We start from the raw sequence: 13,653 nt of genomic DNA, 5'->3' as shown, positions 1-13,653 counted from the left end.
ATATTCAGGGAGCGTTCCGTGTTCAGCCCGCACCACCCAGCAGCGAGAGCGGCCGGACGTTTTCCGTGCCGTCCTGATCGGTCAGCGAGGTCGGATAGTCGCCGGTAAAGCAAGCATCGCAGAACTGCGGCGTCAGCTTGTTGCGCGAGGGCTCGTCGGTGGCGCGGTACAGGCCGTCGATCGACAGAAACGACAGCGTATCGACCTTGATGAAGTCGGCCATCTCCTCGATCGTCATGCGCGAAGCAAGCAGCTTGGCCTTTTCCGGCGTGTCGACACCGTAGAAGCAGCTGGCGCGGGTCGGCGGCGAGGCGATCCGCATGTGGACCTCGGTCGCGCCGGCTTCGCGCACCATTTGCACGATCTTCTGGCTGGTCGTGCCACGGACGATCGAATCGTCGACGAGGATGACTCGCTTGCCTTCGAGCATCCTGCGGTTGGCATTGTGTTTCAGCTTCACGCCCATGTGGCGAATGGAGTCGGTCGGTTGGATGAAGGTTCGGCCGACATAATGGTTGCGTATGATCCCGAGCTCGAAGGGCAGACCGGCCTCCTGAGCATAACCGATCGCCGCGGGAACGCCGGAATCGGGAACCGGCACGACGATGTCGGCTTCCACATGGCTCTCACGCGCCAGTTCGCCGCCAATCTTCTTGCGAATCTCGTAGACGTTGCGGCCCTCCACGGTCGAATCCGGGCGGGCGAAATAGACATATTCGAAGATACAGAACCGGGGGCGGCGCGCCTGGAATGGGAAGATGCTCTCGATTCCGTCCTCGCTGATCACGACGAGTTCGCCGGGCTCGATGTCGCGAACAAAGTCGGCGCCGATGATGTCGAGGGCGCAGGTCTCCGATGCGAGAATCGGCGATCCCTCGAGATCGCCGAGCACTAGCGGCCGAATCCCGAGAGGGTCGCGCACGCCGACCATCTTCTTCGACGAGAGCCCGACCAGCGAGAAAGCGCCTTCGAGCCGAGATAGGGCGTCGATCAGCTTCTCGACGAAATGCCGTGCTGCGCTCGTGGCCACGAGATGCAGAATGGTTTCGGTGTCGGAGGTGGAGGAGAAGATGGAGCCGCGGCGTTGCAGCTCGCGCTGAATGGTCAGGGCGTTGGTGATGTTGCCGTTGTGGGCGACCGCGAAGCCGCCGGCAGACAATTCGGCGAAGAAGGGCTGGACGTTGCGCAAGCCGCCGCCGCCGGTGGTGGCGTAGCGGGTATGGCCGATCGCGGAGGTTCCCGGCAGACGCTCGAGAACGGCCTGCTTGGTGAAGGTATCACCGATCAGACCGGCATGGCGCTCGACATGAAATTGCGAGCCGTCATAGGAAACGATCCCCGCCGCTTCCTGGCCGCGGTGCTGAAGCGCGTGAAGGCCGAGCGTCACCACGGCGGCGGCATCGGTTCGTTTGAAAATGCCGAAGACGCCGCACTCTTCGTGCAGTTCGTCGTCGCCGAATGGCGTTTCGTCCATGAGATTATCCGCCGTTTGCCGGTGTCTGTCGGCTTGCGATGAGGTCTTCACCATATAGGCCCGTATGGGGCGGGACGCGAGGGTGTGGCTGTCGGAGGATTCGGAATCCTGGCGCCCGCTACTGCGGCTGCGTCGGCTCCGTCCCGCTTGAATCCTCGATCGCTCCCTCGACGGATGCGGGTTCTTCCGGGGCGGGAGGCGTATCCGTCGCCGACTCGCCGTCGGCGCCCTTGATCTTCTCGAGAATGATCTGCTCGGGGTTCTCCGGCAGCGCCGCGACCAATTGCTTGCCAAAATTGTCCAGATACGGCTTGGACCAGGCGTTGGCGACCCATTCCGGCTGGTTCTCCGGCGCCAGCCAATTGAAGAACAGCATGGCCACCACGACGAGAAGGAGGCCGCGCACGGCGCCGAAGACGAAGCCGAGAACGCGGTCGAGCGCGCCGATGCGACTATCGATGATGAAGTCGGCGATCCGCAGCGTGATGTAGGACACGATGATCAGCGTGACGAGGAAGATCGCGGCTGCCGAGGCCGCCATCGCCACTGTGTCGGATGAGATGTACTCGGCGAAATAGGGCGTCAGCGGCTTGTAGAAGAGAAAGGCGGCAACCGCCGCCACCAGCCAGGAGATCACCGAAAGGATTTCGCGGGAGAAGCCGCGCACCATGGCAAGAAGCGCCGAAACCAGCATGAGTGCGAATAGGATCGCGTCGAGAAGAGTAACGGTCATGGATGATCGGTCCCGTGGACGTTCGGATCAGGCGCGGGTGGCAGATGCCAGTATGACATGCCTGCGAATGACGCCTTACCTCTTTGGTGTCCATTTTACACTAGGGGGCGGCGTGAAAATCAACCGTCGGATGGAAGACCGCCTGACGCGACCCTGCCGACGAGGTCGGGCAGGGTCTCCACTTCATGCGGCACCATCTCGCCCGAGCGCGGCAGATCGGCGCTGGCCGCCGGCAAGACCGATTGCCGAAAACCGAGCTTTTCGGCTTCCTTGAGGCGCTGTCCCGCATGGGCGACGGGCCTCACCGCGCCGGAGAGAGAGACTTCGCCGAAATAGACGCAATCGGAGGGCAGGGCGGCGCCGCTGAGCGAGGATACGAGCGCCGCCGCGACCGCGAGGTCCGCCGCCGGTTCGGAAATCCGGAAGCCCCCGGCGACGTTGAGATAGACGTCATGCTGGCCGAGTCGCACGCCACAATGGGCTTCGAGCACCGCCAGGACCATGGCGAGTCGCGGCTGGTCCCAGCCGACGACCGCGCGGCGGGGCGTCCCGAGAGCCGAAGGCGCGACCAGGGCTTGAATCTCGACGAGGACCGGGCGGGTTCCTTCCATGCCGGCGAAAACCGCGGCGCCAGGCGCCTTTTCGTTGCGCTCGCCGAGAAACAGTTCCGACGGGTTGCGTACTTCGCGCAGTCCGATGTCACTCATCTCGAAGACGCCGATCTCGTCGGTGGGTCCGAAGCGGTTCTTGACGGTGCGCAGAATTCGGTAGTGGTGGCCGCCTTCGCCCTCGAAGTAGAGGACCGCGTCGACCATGTGCTCGACAACCCGGGGGCCTGCGATCTGGCCGTCCTTGGTGACGTGGCCGACGAGAATCACCGCCGCGCCGCTGGCCTTGGCATAGCGCACGAGCGCCTGCACGCCGGTGCGGACTTGCGTCACGGTTCCCGGCGCCGATTCGGCCATGTCGCTCCACAGCGTCTGGATCGAATCGATGATGACGAGGTCTGGCCGGCGGGCTTCAGCAAGCGTCGCGAGGATGTCCTCGACATTGGTCTCGGCCATGAGCTGCACCGACGTATCGGCGGCTTTCAAGCGCTGGGCGCGGAGGCGCACCTGCGCCACGGCCTCTTCGCCGGAGACATAGACGACACTGTTGCCACCACGCGACAGCGCCGCGGCCGCCTGCATCAGCAGCGTCGATTTGCCGATGCCGGGATCGCCGCCGATGAGCAAAGCCGATCCACGCACGATGCCGCCGCCGGTCGCCCGGTCGAATTCGTCGATGCCGGAGACGATGCGCGGGGCTTCTTCCATCTCGCCCGAGAGCGGCAGAAGCGCCGATGGGCTGCCCTTGCGCCGGCCGCGTTGCGGTCCACCGCCGATCCCGCCGGACGTGTTTTCCTCGACGATGGTGTTCCACTCACCGCAGGCGTCGCATTTGCCCTGCCAGCGCGTGGTGACCGCGCCGCAGTTCTGGCATATGAAGCTGAGTTTGGGTTTGGCCATTGAAACCTTGGAAACGGGGCGGCGACTGGAACGAAACATAAACAAAACCCGCCCGACCGCAACTCCGAACGGCGACGCAAGACAGAGCCATGCGTGCGGCAATCGTGCGAGCGGGACCGCAGCCCGATGTTAGATTGCCGATAAGCCGGCGCAAGACAGCGCTTGGAAGGCGCTTTTCGCCAATCGGACATTCTTCGAAAGACGATCAAATGGCGTTGTGGATCGGACTATATTTCCTGGCGATCAACATCGCTGCCTATTTCGCCTTCGTTTTCGACAAGGCCAAAGCGAGAGCCGGCGCAAGACGCATACCGGAGAAAAGCCTCCTGCGTCTTGCCCTCCTCGGTGGCAGCATCGGCGCCATTTCCGCCCAGCGAATCATTCGCCACAAGACCCACAAAGAGCCTTTCCGCACATGGCTGAACGCGATCGCGTTCCTGCATCTTGTCGTGATCACAGGCTTGGGGGTCGCCGTGCTGCTTTTCGGATCCGACCAGATTCGCCTCTGGATGGGTCAGCAACTCAGCTGAATGTGCCGTCGCTTGGCCAGCGCCGATTCACCCGCGGCCCGAGGCCAGTCAGCAATTCATAGGCAATGGTGCCGCCGGCTGTCGCCACCGCGTCGATCGGCATGTCCGGGCCGAAGAATTCCGCCCGCGCGCCGGGGCGGACGGCATCTTCGGGAAGGTCGGTGATATCCAGCAGGGTGAGGTCCATCGAGACTCGACCGAGCACAGGGACCCGCCGGCCGGCGAGTATGGCGTCCGCTCCGGGCCGCAGCTGACGCATCCCCACGCCGGCGCCCGACGCGGCACGGTGGTAGCCGTCGGCATAGCCGATGCCGACGGTGGCGATTCGGGTATCTCTGCTCAGCCTTGCCGCCGCGCCATAGCCGACTGCCTCGCCGGTTTTGGCGACTCGCACCTGGAGAACCGAGGCGGTCAGCCGCGCGACGGTCCTGACCGCTTCCGACGAGCCGGGGCCTGCCTCGCCGCCATACAGCGCGATGCCGGGCCGTGTCAGATCGAATGCGTAGTCGGGGCCAAGAAAGACACCAGCGGAATTGGCAAAGGACCGGGGAACCGACGGAAACAGCCCGGCGAGCGCCCGAAACCGTTCGAGTTGCTCGGCGCTCTGCGATGTCGCCTCGTCGGCGGAGGCCAGATGGCTCATGACCAGGCACAGGTCGAGCTCGCCGGAGGCGGCGAAGTCGGCGGCCAAGCGGGCATCTTCGGTTCCGAGGCCGAGCCGGTTCATGCCGGTTTCGAGCTGTACCGCGGCGGGCGCTTTGCGTGCGGTCGCGCGCATCCCCTCGCGCCAGACGGCGATGTCGTCCGGCGTCGAGAGCACCGGCGTCAGGTTTCGCGCCAGATGGAGCGGAACCGCAGCGGGCTCCAGACCCTGAAGCACGTAGATGCGAGGCGCCGCAGACGCGGTCGAGGCGTTGGCCGGCAACCGGTCCAGCGAGTCACGCAAGGCGGCGCCTTCCTCGGCCCAGGCGACGAAGAAGTCGCGGCAACCGGCTTCCGACAACGCCGCGGCGACCTCGGCGGCGCCAAGACCATAGCCGTTCGCCTTGACCGCCGCGCCAGTACGGGCGCCGGGATTACGCGAATCCAGCATCCGCCAATTGGCGATCAGCGCGGCGCGGTCGATCTCGACGACCGGCATGCGGTCCGGCCTCACGCTGGCCGGGATTGGAGAAAGCGGCATTGGCGGGAGACTACTCGAACCGCTCGGGAAGATAGCTGTCGTCCGCAAGATCGGTAAAGCGGGTGTATTCGGCCTGGAAGGCGAGGGGAACGGTTCCGGTCGGGCCGTGACGCTGCTTGGCGATGATGACCTCGGCCTTGCCGCGCGCGTCGTTCAGCTCCTGCTCCCACTTCAAATGGTCGGGGCCCGGCTTGGGCTCCCGGTTCGCGAGGTAATATTCGTCGCGATAGACGAACATCACCACGTCGGCGTCCTGCTCGATCGACCCCGATTCGCGCAGATCGGAGAGCTGCGGTCGCTTGTCGTCGCGGCTTTCGACCTGACGCGACAGCTGCGACAGGGCGATGATCGGCACGTTCAGCTCCTTGGCCAGGGCCTTGAGGCCGGTGGTGATCTCGGTGATTTCCTGGACGCGGTTGCCCTGGGTCCGGCTCGACCCCTGCATCAGCTGGACATAGTCGATGATCATCACGTCGAGCCCGCGCTGCCGCTTCAGGCGCCGGGCGCGGGCCGAAAGCTGCGCGATCGAGATACCACCGGTCTGGTCGATATAAAGCGGCAGCTTCTGCATCATCTCCGAACAGCCGATCAGCTTGGACAGTTCCTGATCGTTGATGTTGCCGCGCCGGATTTTCGACGAGGAGATCTCGGTCTGTTCGGAAATGATGCGGGTGGCGAGCTGTTCGGCCGACATTTCCAGGCTGAAGAAACCGACGACGCCACCGTTCTTCGCCTTGAAGCTGCCGTCCGCCTGCTCGGCCGGCTCGTAGGCCGCCGCAATGTTGAAGGCGATATTGGTCGCGAGCGAGGTCTTGCCCATGGCCGGACGGCCCGCGAGGATGATCAGATCGGAGGCCTGCAGCCCGCCCATGCGCCCGTCGAGCCCGATAATGCCCGAGGAGACGCCGGAGAGGCCGCCATCGCGGTCCTTGGCGGCGGTGGCCATCTGGACGGCCAGCGTTACCGCGTCGGTGAAGGACTGGAAGCCGCCGTCGTAGCGGCCGGTCTCGGCCAACTCGAACAGGCGGCGCTCCGCGTCCTCGATCTGGCTCTTCGGCTCCATGTCGAGCGGCGCGTCGAAGGCGATGTTGACCACATCCTCGCCGATCCGGATCAGCGAGCGGCGAATCGCCAGATCGTAGATCGCCCGACCGTAGTCGGTGGCGTTGATGATGGTCGTCGCCTCGGCGGCAAGCCGCGCGAGATATTGTGCGACGGTGAAATCGCCCACCTTGTCGTTGGCCGCGAGGAACGTCTTGATCGTCACCGGATTGGCGATCTTGCCCATCCGAATCATCTCGGACGTCTTGCCGAAGATCTCCCGGTGCAGCGGCTCGAAGAAGTGGTCGGGTTTCAGAAAGTCGTGGACGACATAATAGGCGTCGTTGTTGACCAGCATGGCGCCGAGCAACGCCTGCTCGGCCTCGATGTTGCTCGGAGCCTCACGATACAACGCCGTTTCGTCATCGATTTTACGCGCCGCATCCGCCATGCCGCGTGACCTCTACCGCCGTTTCAGGATGTGCTCGGACTACACCATGGACCGCCGTGATCCTAGCAAATTGGCACTCTTGCGACGATATGAATGGGTTCGCTGAAACCTGTGAAGCGCTGTGCATAACTCCGGGGATAAAATCCGCCGCACGTTGACACCAGATTGCGCGCAAAACCGCGCTGGCTACTCCGCCGCGTTGCGGCCGCCCCATGATTCGGAACGTCTAGCGTGGTCCGCAGCCTGTTCCTTCTGCCGCAACCGGGTCTCGGTTTCGTAGATGTAGTCGCGCGTGGTCGGGAGGGTATCGAGCTTCTTCGTCAGCTGGACCTGGAACACGACGAGATCCTGCCAGCGAAACGCCGTTTCGGACACCGCGAGGTAAAATTCCCACATGCGGCAGAATCGCTCATCATAGATCGCCTTGGCCTCCTCGCGCCGGGCTTCGAAGCGTTCCCGCCAATGCCGCAGTGTGTCGGCATAATGCAGCCGGAGAACTTCGACGTCGGTGACGATCAGGCCGCTGCGCTCGGTGGCTTTCGTCACCTGCGACAGGGAGGGCAGGTAGCCGCCCGGGAAAATGTATTTGCCGATGAAGGCGTTGGTGTTCGCCGGCTCTTCGATTCGCCCGATCGTGTGCAGCAGCATGACCCCGTCGTCGTCGAGGAGACGCGCGCATTGCCCGAAATAGTCTTCATAGAAGTCGAGACCGACATGCTCGAACATGCCCACCGAGACGATCCGGTCGAAGGGGCCTTGGGTGTCGCGATAGTCCTCCAATCGGAAATCGGCGTGTCCGGTAAGCCCCGAGTCGGCAGCCCGACGTTGCGCGATCGCCAGCTGCTCGTCGGACAGCGTGACCCCGGTCACCTTCGCGTCAAGGTGCTGGGCCATATACAGCCCGAGCCCACCCCAGCCGCAGCCGACGTCGAGCGTCCGCAGGTCCGGCCGGTCGAAGAAGAGCTTGGCTGCGATATGGCGCTTCTTGGCCAGCTGGGCCTGGTCGAGGCTGGCATTCGGATCTTCGAAATAGGCGCAACTGTATTGCCGGTCCGTATCGAGGAACAGATCGTATAACTGGCTCGACAGGTCGTAATGGTGATGGACGTTGGCGCGTGCCCGTTGCGGCGTGTTGTTCTGGATATAGCGGCGATAGAGCAGTCGCATCCGGGCGATCGCCTGCATCCAGGGTTCGTTCGCCGCATCGCTGCCGCCATTGCGGAACACCAGGCTGAGGAGGTCGAAGATGCTGCCCTCGACCATATCGACGCCGCCATTCATGTAGGCTTCGCCGAATTTAAGACCGGGGTTGATTGCGACACCCCACTCCGCCGACTTCGAGTTGAACCGAATATGCAACGGTTTGCCGGTCCCGTCGCCCCATCGCGACGAACGGCCATCCGGATCCGTGACGGTCAGGTTCCCGAAGCGAAAAAGGTGGGAGAGATAGGTAGACAGAACGCGGTTCGTCATCGAAATCCCCTGACCTTGGTCCAGAGAATCCGCGGCCACTCATGGCCGCCGGAGTGCGAAAATATAAGCTGCGCTGTTAGATTTAGGTGCAAAGACGCCAATGGCAACAAAAAAGGCTCCGCCGAAGCGAAGCCTTTCACACTCTCACGCTGACTGCATGCCGAACGCGGCTGAAATCGCGCCGGTCAGCCCGCGGTTCTACTGAGCTTCGTCGCTCTCTGCCGTGTCGTCGGAAGCGGACGCTTCGCCCGAAGCATCCTCGCCGTCGTCCCGCTCCTCGCCGTCTTCCTGCTCCTCGTCGTCGAAGCTTTCCTCTTCGTCGAGGCCGTAGATGGCATCGGCGGAGGTGAGTTCCTCGCCGCGGGCCTGACGCTCTGCCTCGTCGGGAGAGCGGGCGACGTTGATCGAAATCTCGACTTCGACCTCGGCATGAAGCGCGATGGTGATTGGGTGCAGCCCGATCCGTTTGATCGGCTCGTTGAGCTGGATCTCGTTGCGGCCGACCTTGAAGCCCTCGCCAGCGAGGATGTCGGCGATGTCGCGGGTCGATACCGACCCATAGAGCTGGCCGGTTTCGCCGGCCGAGCGCACGACGACGAATCGCTTGCCTTCGAGCGTCGCGGCGACGCTCTTGGCTTCGCCCTTGCGCTCTTCGTTGCGAGCTACCAGCTGGCTCTTCTCCGCTTCAAAGCGCGCGCGGTTGGCATCGTTGGCGCGCAGCGCGCGACCAGTCGGCAGGAGAAAATTGCGGGCGAAGCCGTTGCGCACCTTTACGGTGTCGCCCATTTGGCCGAGCTTGGCGATGCGTTCGAGAAGAATGACGTCCATGATCTTGTCCTTTCTGGATCGGGATCGGTTGTTCAGGATTGGCTGAGCGACGGCCCTTGTCGGCCGCGCCAGGTTTCGAAGAGCCCGAGCGCCATGAACAGCACGATCGGGAAAGACAGCAGCAGGATCGCCGCATAACTCGTAAACAGCACCAGGCCTCGGCCCGGACGCCCCCGGGTGCGACGATGGAGGCTCGCCAGCCCCACCAGGGTGAAGGCGGCCCCCAACGCGCCGACGACAACGGCGGCGACGAGGCCGATGGTTCCGCCGATGAAGGCGACCGCAAGCGCCACGCCGAAGATGAGAAGGGTTGTTTTCGGCAAGTGGGTCGCCGAGGGGATATCATCCTTGGGTCGCGGCAAGCGGCCGGATACGCGCACGACGGCCGCGCCGAGATAAAGCCCGCTGACGAGCGTGACGGTCAGGAGCGCCGGCTGGACGTAAGGCACGAGAGCGATGACCAGTTTCGCGAACTCGCGCAATTGCGTTTCGCTCAGCGTCTCCATCCCTGGGCCGCCGCCCTGGCCGAGCGCCTCGACAACCGCCGGGACGAACGCGTCCGGGTCATAGCCGAGCAGCCACCCGAGAAACAGGCAAGCGGCAATCGCCATCGCGGCGATCGCGAACAGCACGCGCCCCAGGGGGTACCAGTCGAGATTGCTCCCGGAATTGCCGGCCGAGGCGGCTCCGTTGGCCAGCAAGGGTTCGACCGTGGGCCGCGCCAACCCGGCAAGGTGGCCCGCGACCGCCATCGGCAGCGCCATGGTCCCGAACAGGGTCAGCGCGCTCGGGACGGACAGGGCAATGGCGTAAATCGTCATGCCGGCGACTGCGGACGCAATAAAGCCAGAGACCGAACCCCAGCCGAGGCTGGCGATGGCGATCGGGATCGGGGCCGCCAGGGCAAAACTGATCGCCGAGGTCGATTGCAGCACGAGCCCAGCGAACAGAAGCGCGCTGGCAAGGCCCGATACGACGGCGATGAGGAGCGTGGCTGGTTTCATGATGTCTTGCGCTGTCCTGCTCGCGGCAGTTAGAGGCCTCGGCCCCAACTAGGCTGAATGACATTCCGTCCGCGGCCTGACGCGGAGGGAAGCGGAGCGGCATCGCGAGACGCCGCTCCGAATCGAGTAGACGAGTTTACTTAATCAGGTAGGGCAGCAGGCCCAGGAAACGGGCACGCTTGATCGCACGGGCAAGCGCGCGCTGGTTCTTCTGCGACACAGCGGTAATCCGGGACGGGACGATCTTGCCGCGCTCGGAAATGTAGCGCTGCAGGAGGCGAACGTCCTTGTAGTCGATCTTCGGCGAATCGGTGCCGGCGAACGGATCGGACTTGCGGCGGCGGTGGAACGGCCGGCGGGTGGGAAGCTGAGCGATATCGACCATCTGGGGCTACTCCGAATCGTTGTCGCGGGGACGGCGAGGGCGATCGTCGTCGCGATCGCGCCGGGGACCGCGGTCCCCGCGGTCTTCGCGGCCGCCACGATCGTCGCGACCGCCACGGCGGGGCCGGTCATCGCGCTTTTGCATCATGGCCGACTGGCCTTCCTCGTGCTCCTCGACGCGGATCGTGATGTAACGGAGAATGTCCTCGTTGAAGCGCATCTGGCGCTCCATTTCCTGGACCGCCGCCGACGGGGCGTCGATGTTCATGAGGGTGTAGTAGGCCTTGCGGTTCTTGTTGATCCGGTAGGTCAGGGTCTTCAGACCCCAATTCTCGACCTTGCCGACCGACCCGCCATTGGACTCCAACACGCCACGATACTGCTCGACGAGCTGATCGACCTGCTGATTGGAGATGTCCTGGCGCGCGAGGAATACGTGCTCGTAAAGAGCCATGCGCTATCGCCTTTCCATGTTTCGTTCGCATTTTGCCTGGGTACAGCGGCTAAGCCTCTGCGACTTCCCTGCGAAACCCGACGATCGGGTCAATTTGGAAAGGCGCCTGTACGAGAGCGTCGAGAGCGGAGACACGGGAAGCCGATGCCCTGCGGCATCCTGTTGCCGGCAATCCGGCAGCCTTCCGTTCAGCCCCCAGCTGAGACCCAAGCATTGACGGTCGCGGACCTATCCGGTTTGCGCGGAATTTTCAAGCCCTTGTTGAAATCGAAGCAATGGAGGCGACGCCGCGTCCGCTATCGGCGCCGTCGCGGCACGCGCGTCAAGCTGCGGCCATGTCGGTAGGTCCATCCGACGCAGGTGCGCGGACTGCATCGGGGCGCTCGGAGGTCAGGCGGTTGCCACGTGAGGATAGGGCGAACTGCTCGGCCTCTCTCGCCGCAGTCGCTCGAGCAGGACCTCGGGTGCTTCCGGGTGCCCCAGATAAAAACCTTGCCCCTCGATCGTGCCGAGGGCGCGCAGTTCTTCCCATTGTTCCGCCGTCTCGATTCCCTCTGCTGTGAGTTTGAGTCCCAGTCGACCGCAAAGGTGGAGGATCGAGGCAACGATGGCGTGGGTGGATTCGTCCCGTCCGATGCCATTGATGATCGAGCGGTCGATCTTGACGCGGTTGATCGGAAGCGCCTGGATGTATGCCAGACTTGTATGCCCGGCGCCGAAGTCGTCGATCGCGATTTTGATGCCTGCATTCTGGATGGCCAGCAGGGTTTTCCCGACCAGCTCTTTGTCGGTGATCGCCACGCTTTCCGTGATCTCGATCTCCAGAAGGTTCGGGGGAACCCGGTGGATCTCAAGGGCGTGGGTTAACTGGCTGACGATTTCCTCACGTGCCAACGAGATCGGCGAAAGGTTGATCGAGGTAAAGGGATGCTCGATGCCGGCATCGATGAACGCACGCATGCATTCGACCGCGTTCCGGATCACCCACAGATCGATCAGCGTGATCAGTCCGCAGCTCTCGGCGATGGGAATAAACTGCGACGGCGGCACCATCCGTCCCAAGCGCTTGTTTTCCCATCGGATCAGAGCTTCCATGCCGGTGATCCGCCCCCGTCCGGAGGTCCAGTTGCGGCTGATAGACGAGGGTGAATGATTCCTCCGAGACGGCCCGGCGCAAATCCAGTTCCAGGCGCCGTCGCTCGCCCATCTCCCGTTCTTGAGCGGGGTCGAAATGAGCGACGCCGCTGCGGCCGTTACGCTTGACCTGATAGAGCGCGACGTCGGCCGCTCGTTGCAGATCGTCGACGGTTCTGCCGTCTTCGGGCATCGAGGCGATGCCCGCCGAGCAGCCGATGGTCAGCGTCAGATTGGCGATCGGAAAGGGTTGTGAAACGAGACCCACCAACGCGTTCGCAACCGCCAGGCATTCGCCCGGATTGGGCTTCTCGATGACGACCGCGAATTCGTCACCGCCAAGGCGGAAGGCCGTTGCATTTCGTTCCAAACCCGACTGGATGCGCTCGGCGACGTTTCGCAGCAGCAGATCGCCGACCCCGTGTCCGTAGTCGTCGTTGACAAGCTTGAAATGATCGAGATCTACAGTGATCATGGCGCCGACGGTTTGGTGGCACTCGTCACCGTTCATCAATCTCGCCCAAGTCTCCGCGAAAAGCGTGCGATTGCCGAGCCCGGTCAAGGGGTCATGTCGGGCCATATGCTCGATCTGCTTGCGGGCAACGGTCAGCGAAGTAACGTCGGTCAGCGCCAACATGCGCTCGGGGACGACGGGAGCACCGTTCCACGGTGACATCGCCACGATCAGGTGCCGCGAATGGTACGGCATTTTGAGTTCGGCCTGGAAACTTTGGGACATGCGAATCTTGTCTGCGAAAGACTCGCCGTCGCTCGGCCTGATGCGCGCGGAGAGATCGGTTCGGGACGGGGCCCCCTCGAACATCTCGCCTGCGGCGGAATTGGCGAACAGCACATTTCCCGTCGCATCTATTTTAATGAAGCCGATTGGCGCGGTCTCGGCCATGGCGCGGTATTCCGCGCGGCTTTCGCGCAATCGTTGCGCGCTGACGATACTGCGAGTCACGTCGATATAGAGAGTGAGCGAACCAGCCTCGGCGATTCTGGGAAAGGAGCGTGCGAGAATCCGGCGTCCGGAAGGGCGACATGCGAGAACCTCCACCGCGGTGCCGTTTTCCACGCGTGCCAAATGGTCGGCCGAGATGAAGTCGTCGGGATGGTCACCGCGTTGCTGGCAATACGCGGTGATGGCATGCCGCGGCAGACCGACCCGCAACATGCCCGCAGGAAGCTCCATATAGCTCGCTGCCTTGGCGTTGAAGAAGGCCACGACCTGACCCTCGGCCGCATCGGGATCATAGAGCACGACGCCGTGGTCCGTGTTAACCAGCATCTCGCGCATCATGGCGTGCTCGGCCGTGATACGCCTCTGGTCGCAATCCGCCTTCTTCATCTGAAGCGTATTTTCAATGTCGATTCCGCCATCGATAAACCTGTGGTCGTGTCGTCAAAGTTGGTCGACTGATATTTTCTTCGGATTCCGTTGAGACAATCTTAA

At 63.4% G+C, this 13,653-nt stretch carries 12 protein-coding genes and 1 pseudogene; 1 reads left to right on the top strand and 12 read right to left on the bottom strand.

Annotation, left to right across the window (positions count from 1 at the left end; genetic code table 11):
- Nucleotides 1-22: 22 nt before the first annotated feature.
- The 3 genes from purF to radA form a co-directional block, all read right to left on the bottom strand.
- On the bottom strand, nucleotides 23-1,474 hold the full coding sequence (gene purF, locus VQ044_RS08370) for an amidophosphoribosyltransferase (protein ID WP_327646422.1): 1,452 nt from the start codon (nucleotides 1,472-1,474) through the stop codon (nucleotides 23-25).
- A gap of 118 nt (nucleotides 1,475-1,592) precedes the next feature.
- Nucleotides 1,593-2,207 carry a CvpA family protein gene (locus tag VQ044_RS08365; RefSeq protein WP_327646424.1) on the bottom strand — a complete coding sequence of 205 codons (615 nt, stop codon included), beginning with the start codon at nucleotides 2,205-2,207 and terminating at the stop codon, nucleotides 1,593-1,595.
- A gap of 119 nt (nucleotides 2,208-2,326) precedes the next feature.
- Nucleotides 2,327-3,715, bottom strand: a complete 1,389-nt coding sequence (gene radA, locus VQ044_RS08360) for a DNA repair protein RadA (protein ID WP_327646426.1) — start codon at nucleotides 3,713-3,715, stop codon at nucleotides 2,327-2,329.
- A gap of 209 nt (nucleotides 3,716-3,924) precedes the next feature.
- Between radA and VQ044_RS08355 the strand changes: the two genes are divergently transcribed.
- On the top strand, nucleotides 3,925-4,245 hold the full coding sequence (locus tag VQ044_RS08355; protein WP_327646427.1) for a DUF1294 domain-containing protein: 321 nt from the start codon (nucleotides 3,925-3,927) through the stop codon (nucleotides 4,243-4,245).
- Here the strand turns inward: VQ044_RS08355 and alr are convergent.
- The 9 genes and pseudogenes from alr to VQ044_RS08310 form a co-directional block, all read right to left on the bottom strand.
- The gene (gene alr, locus VQ044_RS08350) at nucleotides 4,238-5,386 is read right to left on the bottom strand and encodes an alanine racemase (protein WP_327646429.1); all 1,149 of its coding nucleotides are present in this window, start codon (nucleotides 5,384-5,386) and stop codon (nucleotides 4,238-4,240) included. The genes VQ044_RS08355 and alr overlap by 8 nt on opposite strands.
- A 52-nt stretch (nucleotides 5,387-5,438) precedes the next feature.
- Nucleotides 5,439-6,920, bottom strand: a complete 1,482-nt coding sequence (locus tag VQ044_RS08345; protein ID WP_327646431.1) for a replicative DNA helicase — start codon at nucleotides 6,918-6,920, stop codon at nucleotides 5,439-5,441.
- Between the two features lie 186 nt (nucleotides 6,921-7,106).
- Nucleotides 7,107-8,393: a cyclopropane-fatty-acyl-phospholipid synthase family protein gene (locus VQ044_RS08340; protein ID WP_327646433.1), complete on the bottom strand. Its 1,287-nt coding sequence runs from the start codon at nucleotides 8,391-8,393 to the stop codon at nucleotides 7,107-7,109.
- Nucleotides 8,394-8,591: 198 nt separating this feature from the next.
- Entirely contained in the window at nucleotides 8,592-9,221 is a 630-nt protein-coding gene (rplI, locus tag VQ044_RS08335) for a 50S ribosomal protein L9 (RefSeq protein ID WP_327646434.1), read from the bottom strand.
- Nucleotides 9,222-9,253: 32 nt separating this feature from the next.
- The gene (locus VQ044_RS08330) at nucleotides 9,254-10,225 is read right to left on the bottom strand and encodes a hypothetical protein (protein ID WP_327646436.1); all 972 of its coding nucleotides are present in this window, start codon (nucleotides 10,223-10,225) and stop codon (nucleotides 9,254-9,256) included.
- A gap of 136 nt (nucleotides 10,226-10,361) precedes the next feature.
- A complete protein-coding gene (rpsR, locus tag VQ044_RS08325; RefSeq protein ID WP_206455025.1) occupies nucleotides 10,362-10,610 on the bottom strand; it encodes a 30S ribosomal protein S18 in 249 nt (82 codons plus the stop codon).
- A 6-nt stretch (nucleotides 10,611-10,616) separates the two neighbouring features.
- The gene (rpsF, locus tag VQ044_RS08320) at nucleotides 10,617-11,063 is read right to left on the bottom strand and encodes a 30S ribosomal protein S6 (protein WP_327646437.1); all 447 of its coding nucleotides are present in this window, start codon (nucleotides 11,061-11,063) and stop codon (nucleotides 10,617-10,619) included.
- 390 nt (nucleotides 11,064-11,453) lie between these two features.
- Complete coding sequence (locus VQ044_RS08315) at nucleotides 11,454-12,116, bottom strand: EAL domain-containing protein (protein WP_327650904.1); 663 nt, start codon at nucleotides 12,114-12,116, stop codon at nucleotides 11,454-11,456.
- A gap of 193 nt (nucleotides 12,117-12,309) precedes the next feature.
- Nucleotides 12,310-13,488, bottom strand: a pseudogene (locus VQ044_RS08310) (diguanylate cyclase domain-containing protein); the annotation flags it as partial.
- Nucleotides 13,489-13,653: the final 165 nt, after the last annotated feature.

The organism is Aurantimonas sp. C2-5-R2 (genome assembly GCF_036549495.1).
Classification (GTDB): Bacteria; Pseudomonadota; Alphaproteobacteria; order Rhizobiales; family Rhizobiaceae; genus Aurantimonas; species Aurantimonas coralicida_A.
Note: the sequence above shows the minus strand (reverse complement) of the source record. Positions and strands in the feature narration are given on the sequence as shown.

Excerpts from the sequence above, each read along its gene's own strand:
- purF (WP_327646422.1), bottom strand. The coding sequence starts at position 1,474 with ATGGACGAAACGCCATTCGGCGACGACGAACTGCACGAAGAGTGCGGC.
- VQ044_RS08365 (WP_327646424.1), bottom strand. The coding sequence starts at position 2,207 with ATGACCGTTACTCTTCTCGACGCGATCCTATTCGCACTCATGCTGGTT.
- radA (WP_327646426.1), bottom strand. The coding sequence starts at position 3,715 with ATGGCCAAACCCAAACTCAGCTTCATATGCCAGAACTGCGGCGCGGTC.
- VQ044_RS08355 (WP_327646427.1), top strand. The coding sequence starts at position 3,925 with ATGGCGTTGTGGATCGGACTATATTTCCTGGCGATCAACATCGCTGCC.
- alr (WP_327646429.1), bottom strand. The coding sequence starts at position 5,386 with ATGCCGGTCGTCGAGATCGACCGCGCCGCGCTGATCGCCAATTGGCGG.
- VQ044_RS08345 (WP_327646431.1), bottom strand. The coding sequence starts at position 6,920 with ATGGCGGATGCGGCGCGTAAAATCGATGACGAAACGGCGTTGTATCGT.
- VQ044_RS08340 (WP_327646433.1), bottom strand. The coding sequence starts at position 8,393 with ATGACGAACCGCGTTCTGTCTACCTATCTCTCCCACCTTTTTCGCTTC.
- rplI (WP_327646434.1), bottom strand. The coding sequence starts at position 9,221 with ATGGACGTCATTCTTCTCGAACGCATCGCCAAGCTCGGCCAAATGGGC.
- VQ044_RS08330 (WP_327646436.1), bottom strand. The coding sequence starts at position 10,225 with ATGAAACCAGCCACGCTCCTCATCGCCGTCGTATCGGGCCTTGCCAGC.
- rpsR (WP_206455025.1), bottom strand. The coding sequence starts at position 10,610 with ATGGTCGATATCGCTCAGCTTCCCACCCGCCGGCCGTTCCACCGCCGC.
- rpsF (WP_327646437.1), bottom strand. The coding sequence starts at position 11,063 with ATGGCTCTTTACGAGCACGTATTCCTCGCGCGCCAGGACATCTCCAAT.
- VQ044_RS08315 (WP_327650904.1), bottom strand. The coding sequence starts at position 12,116 with ATGGTGCCGCCGTCGCAGTTTATTCCCATCGCCGAGAGCTGCGGACTG.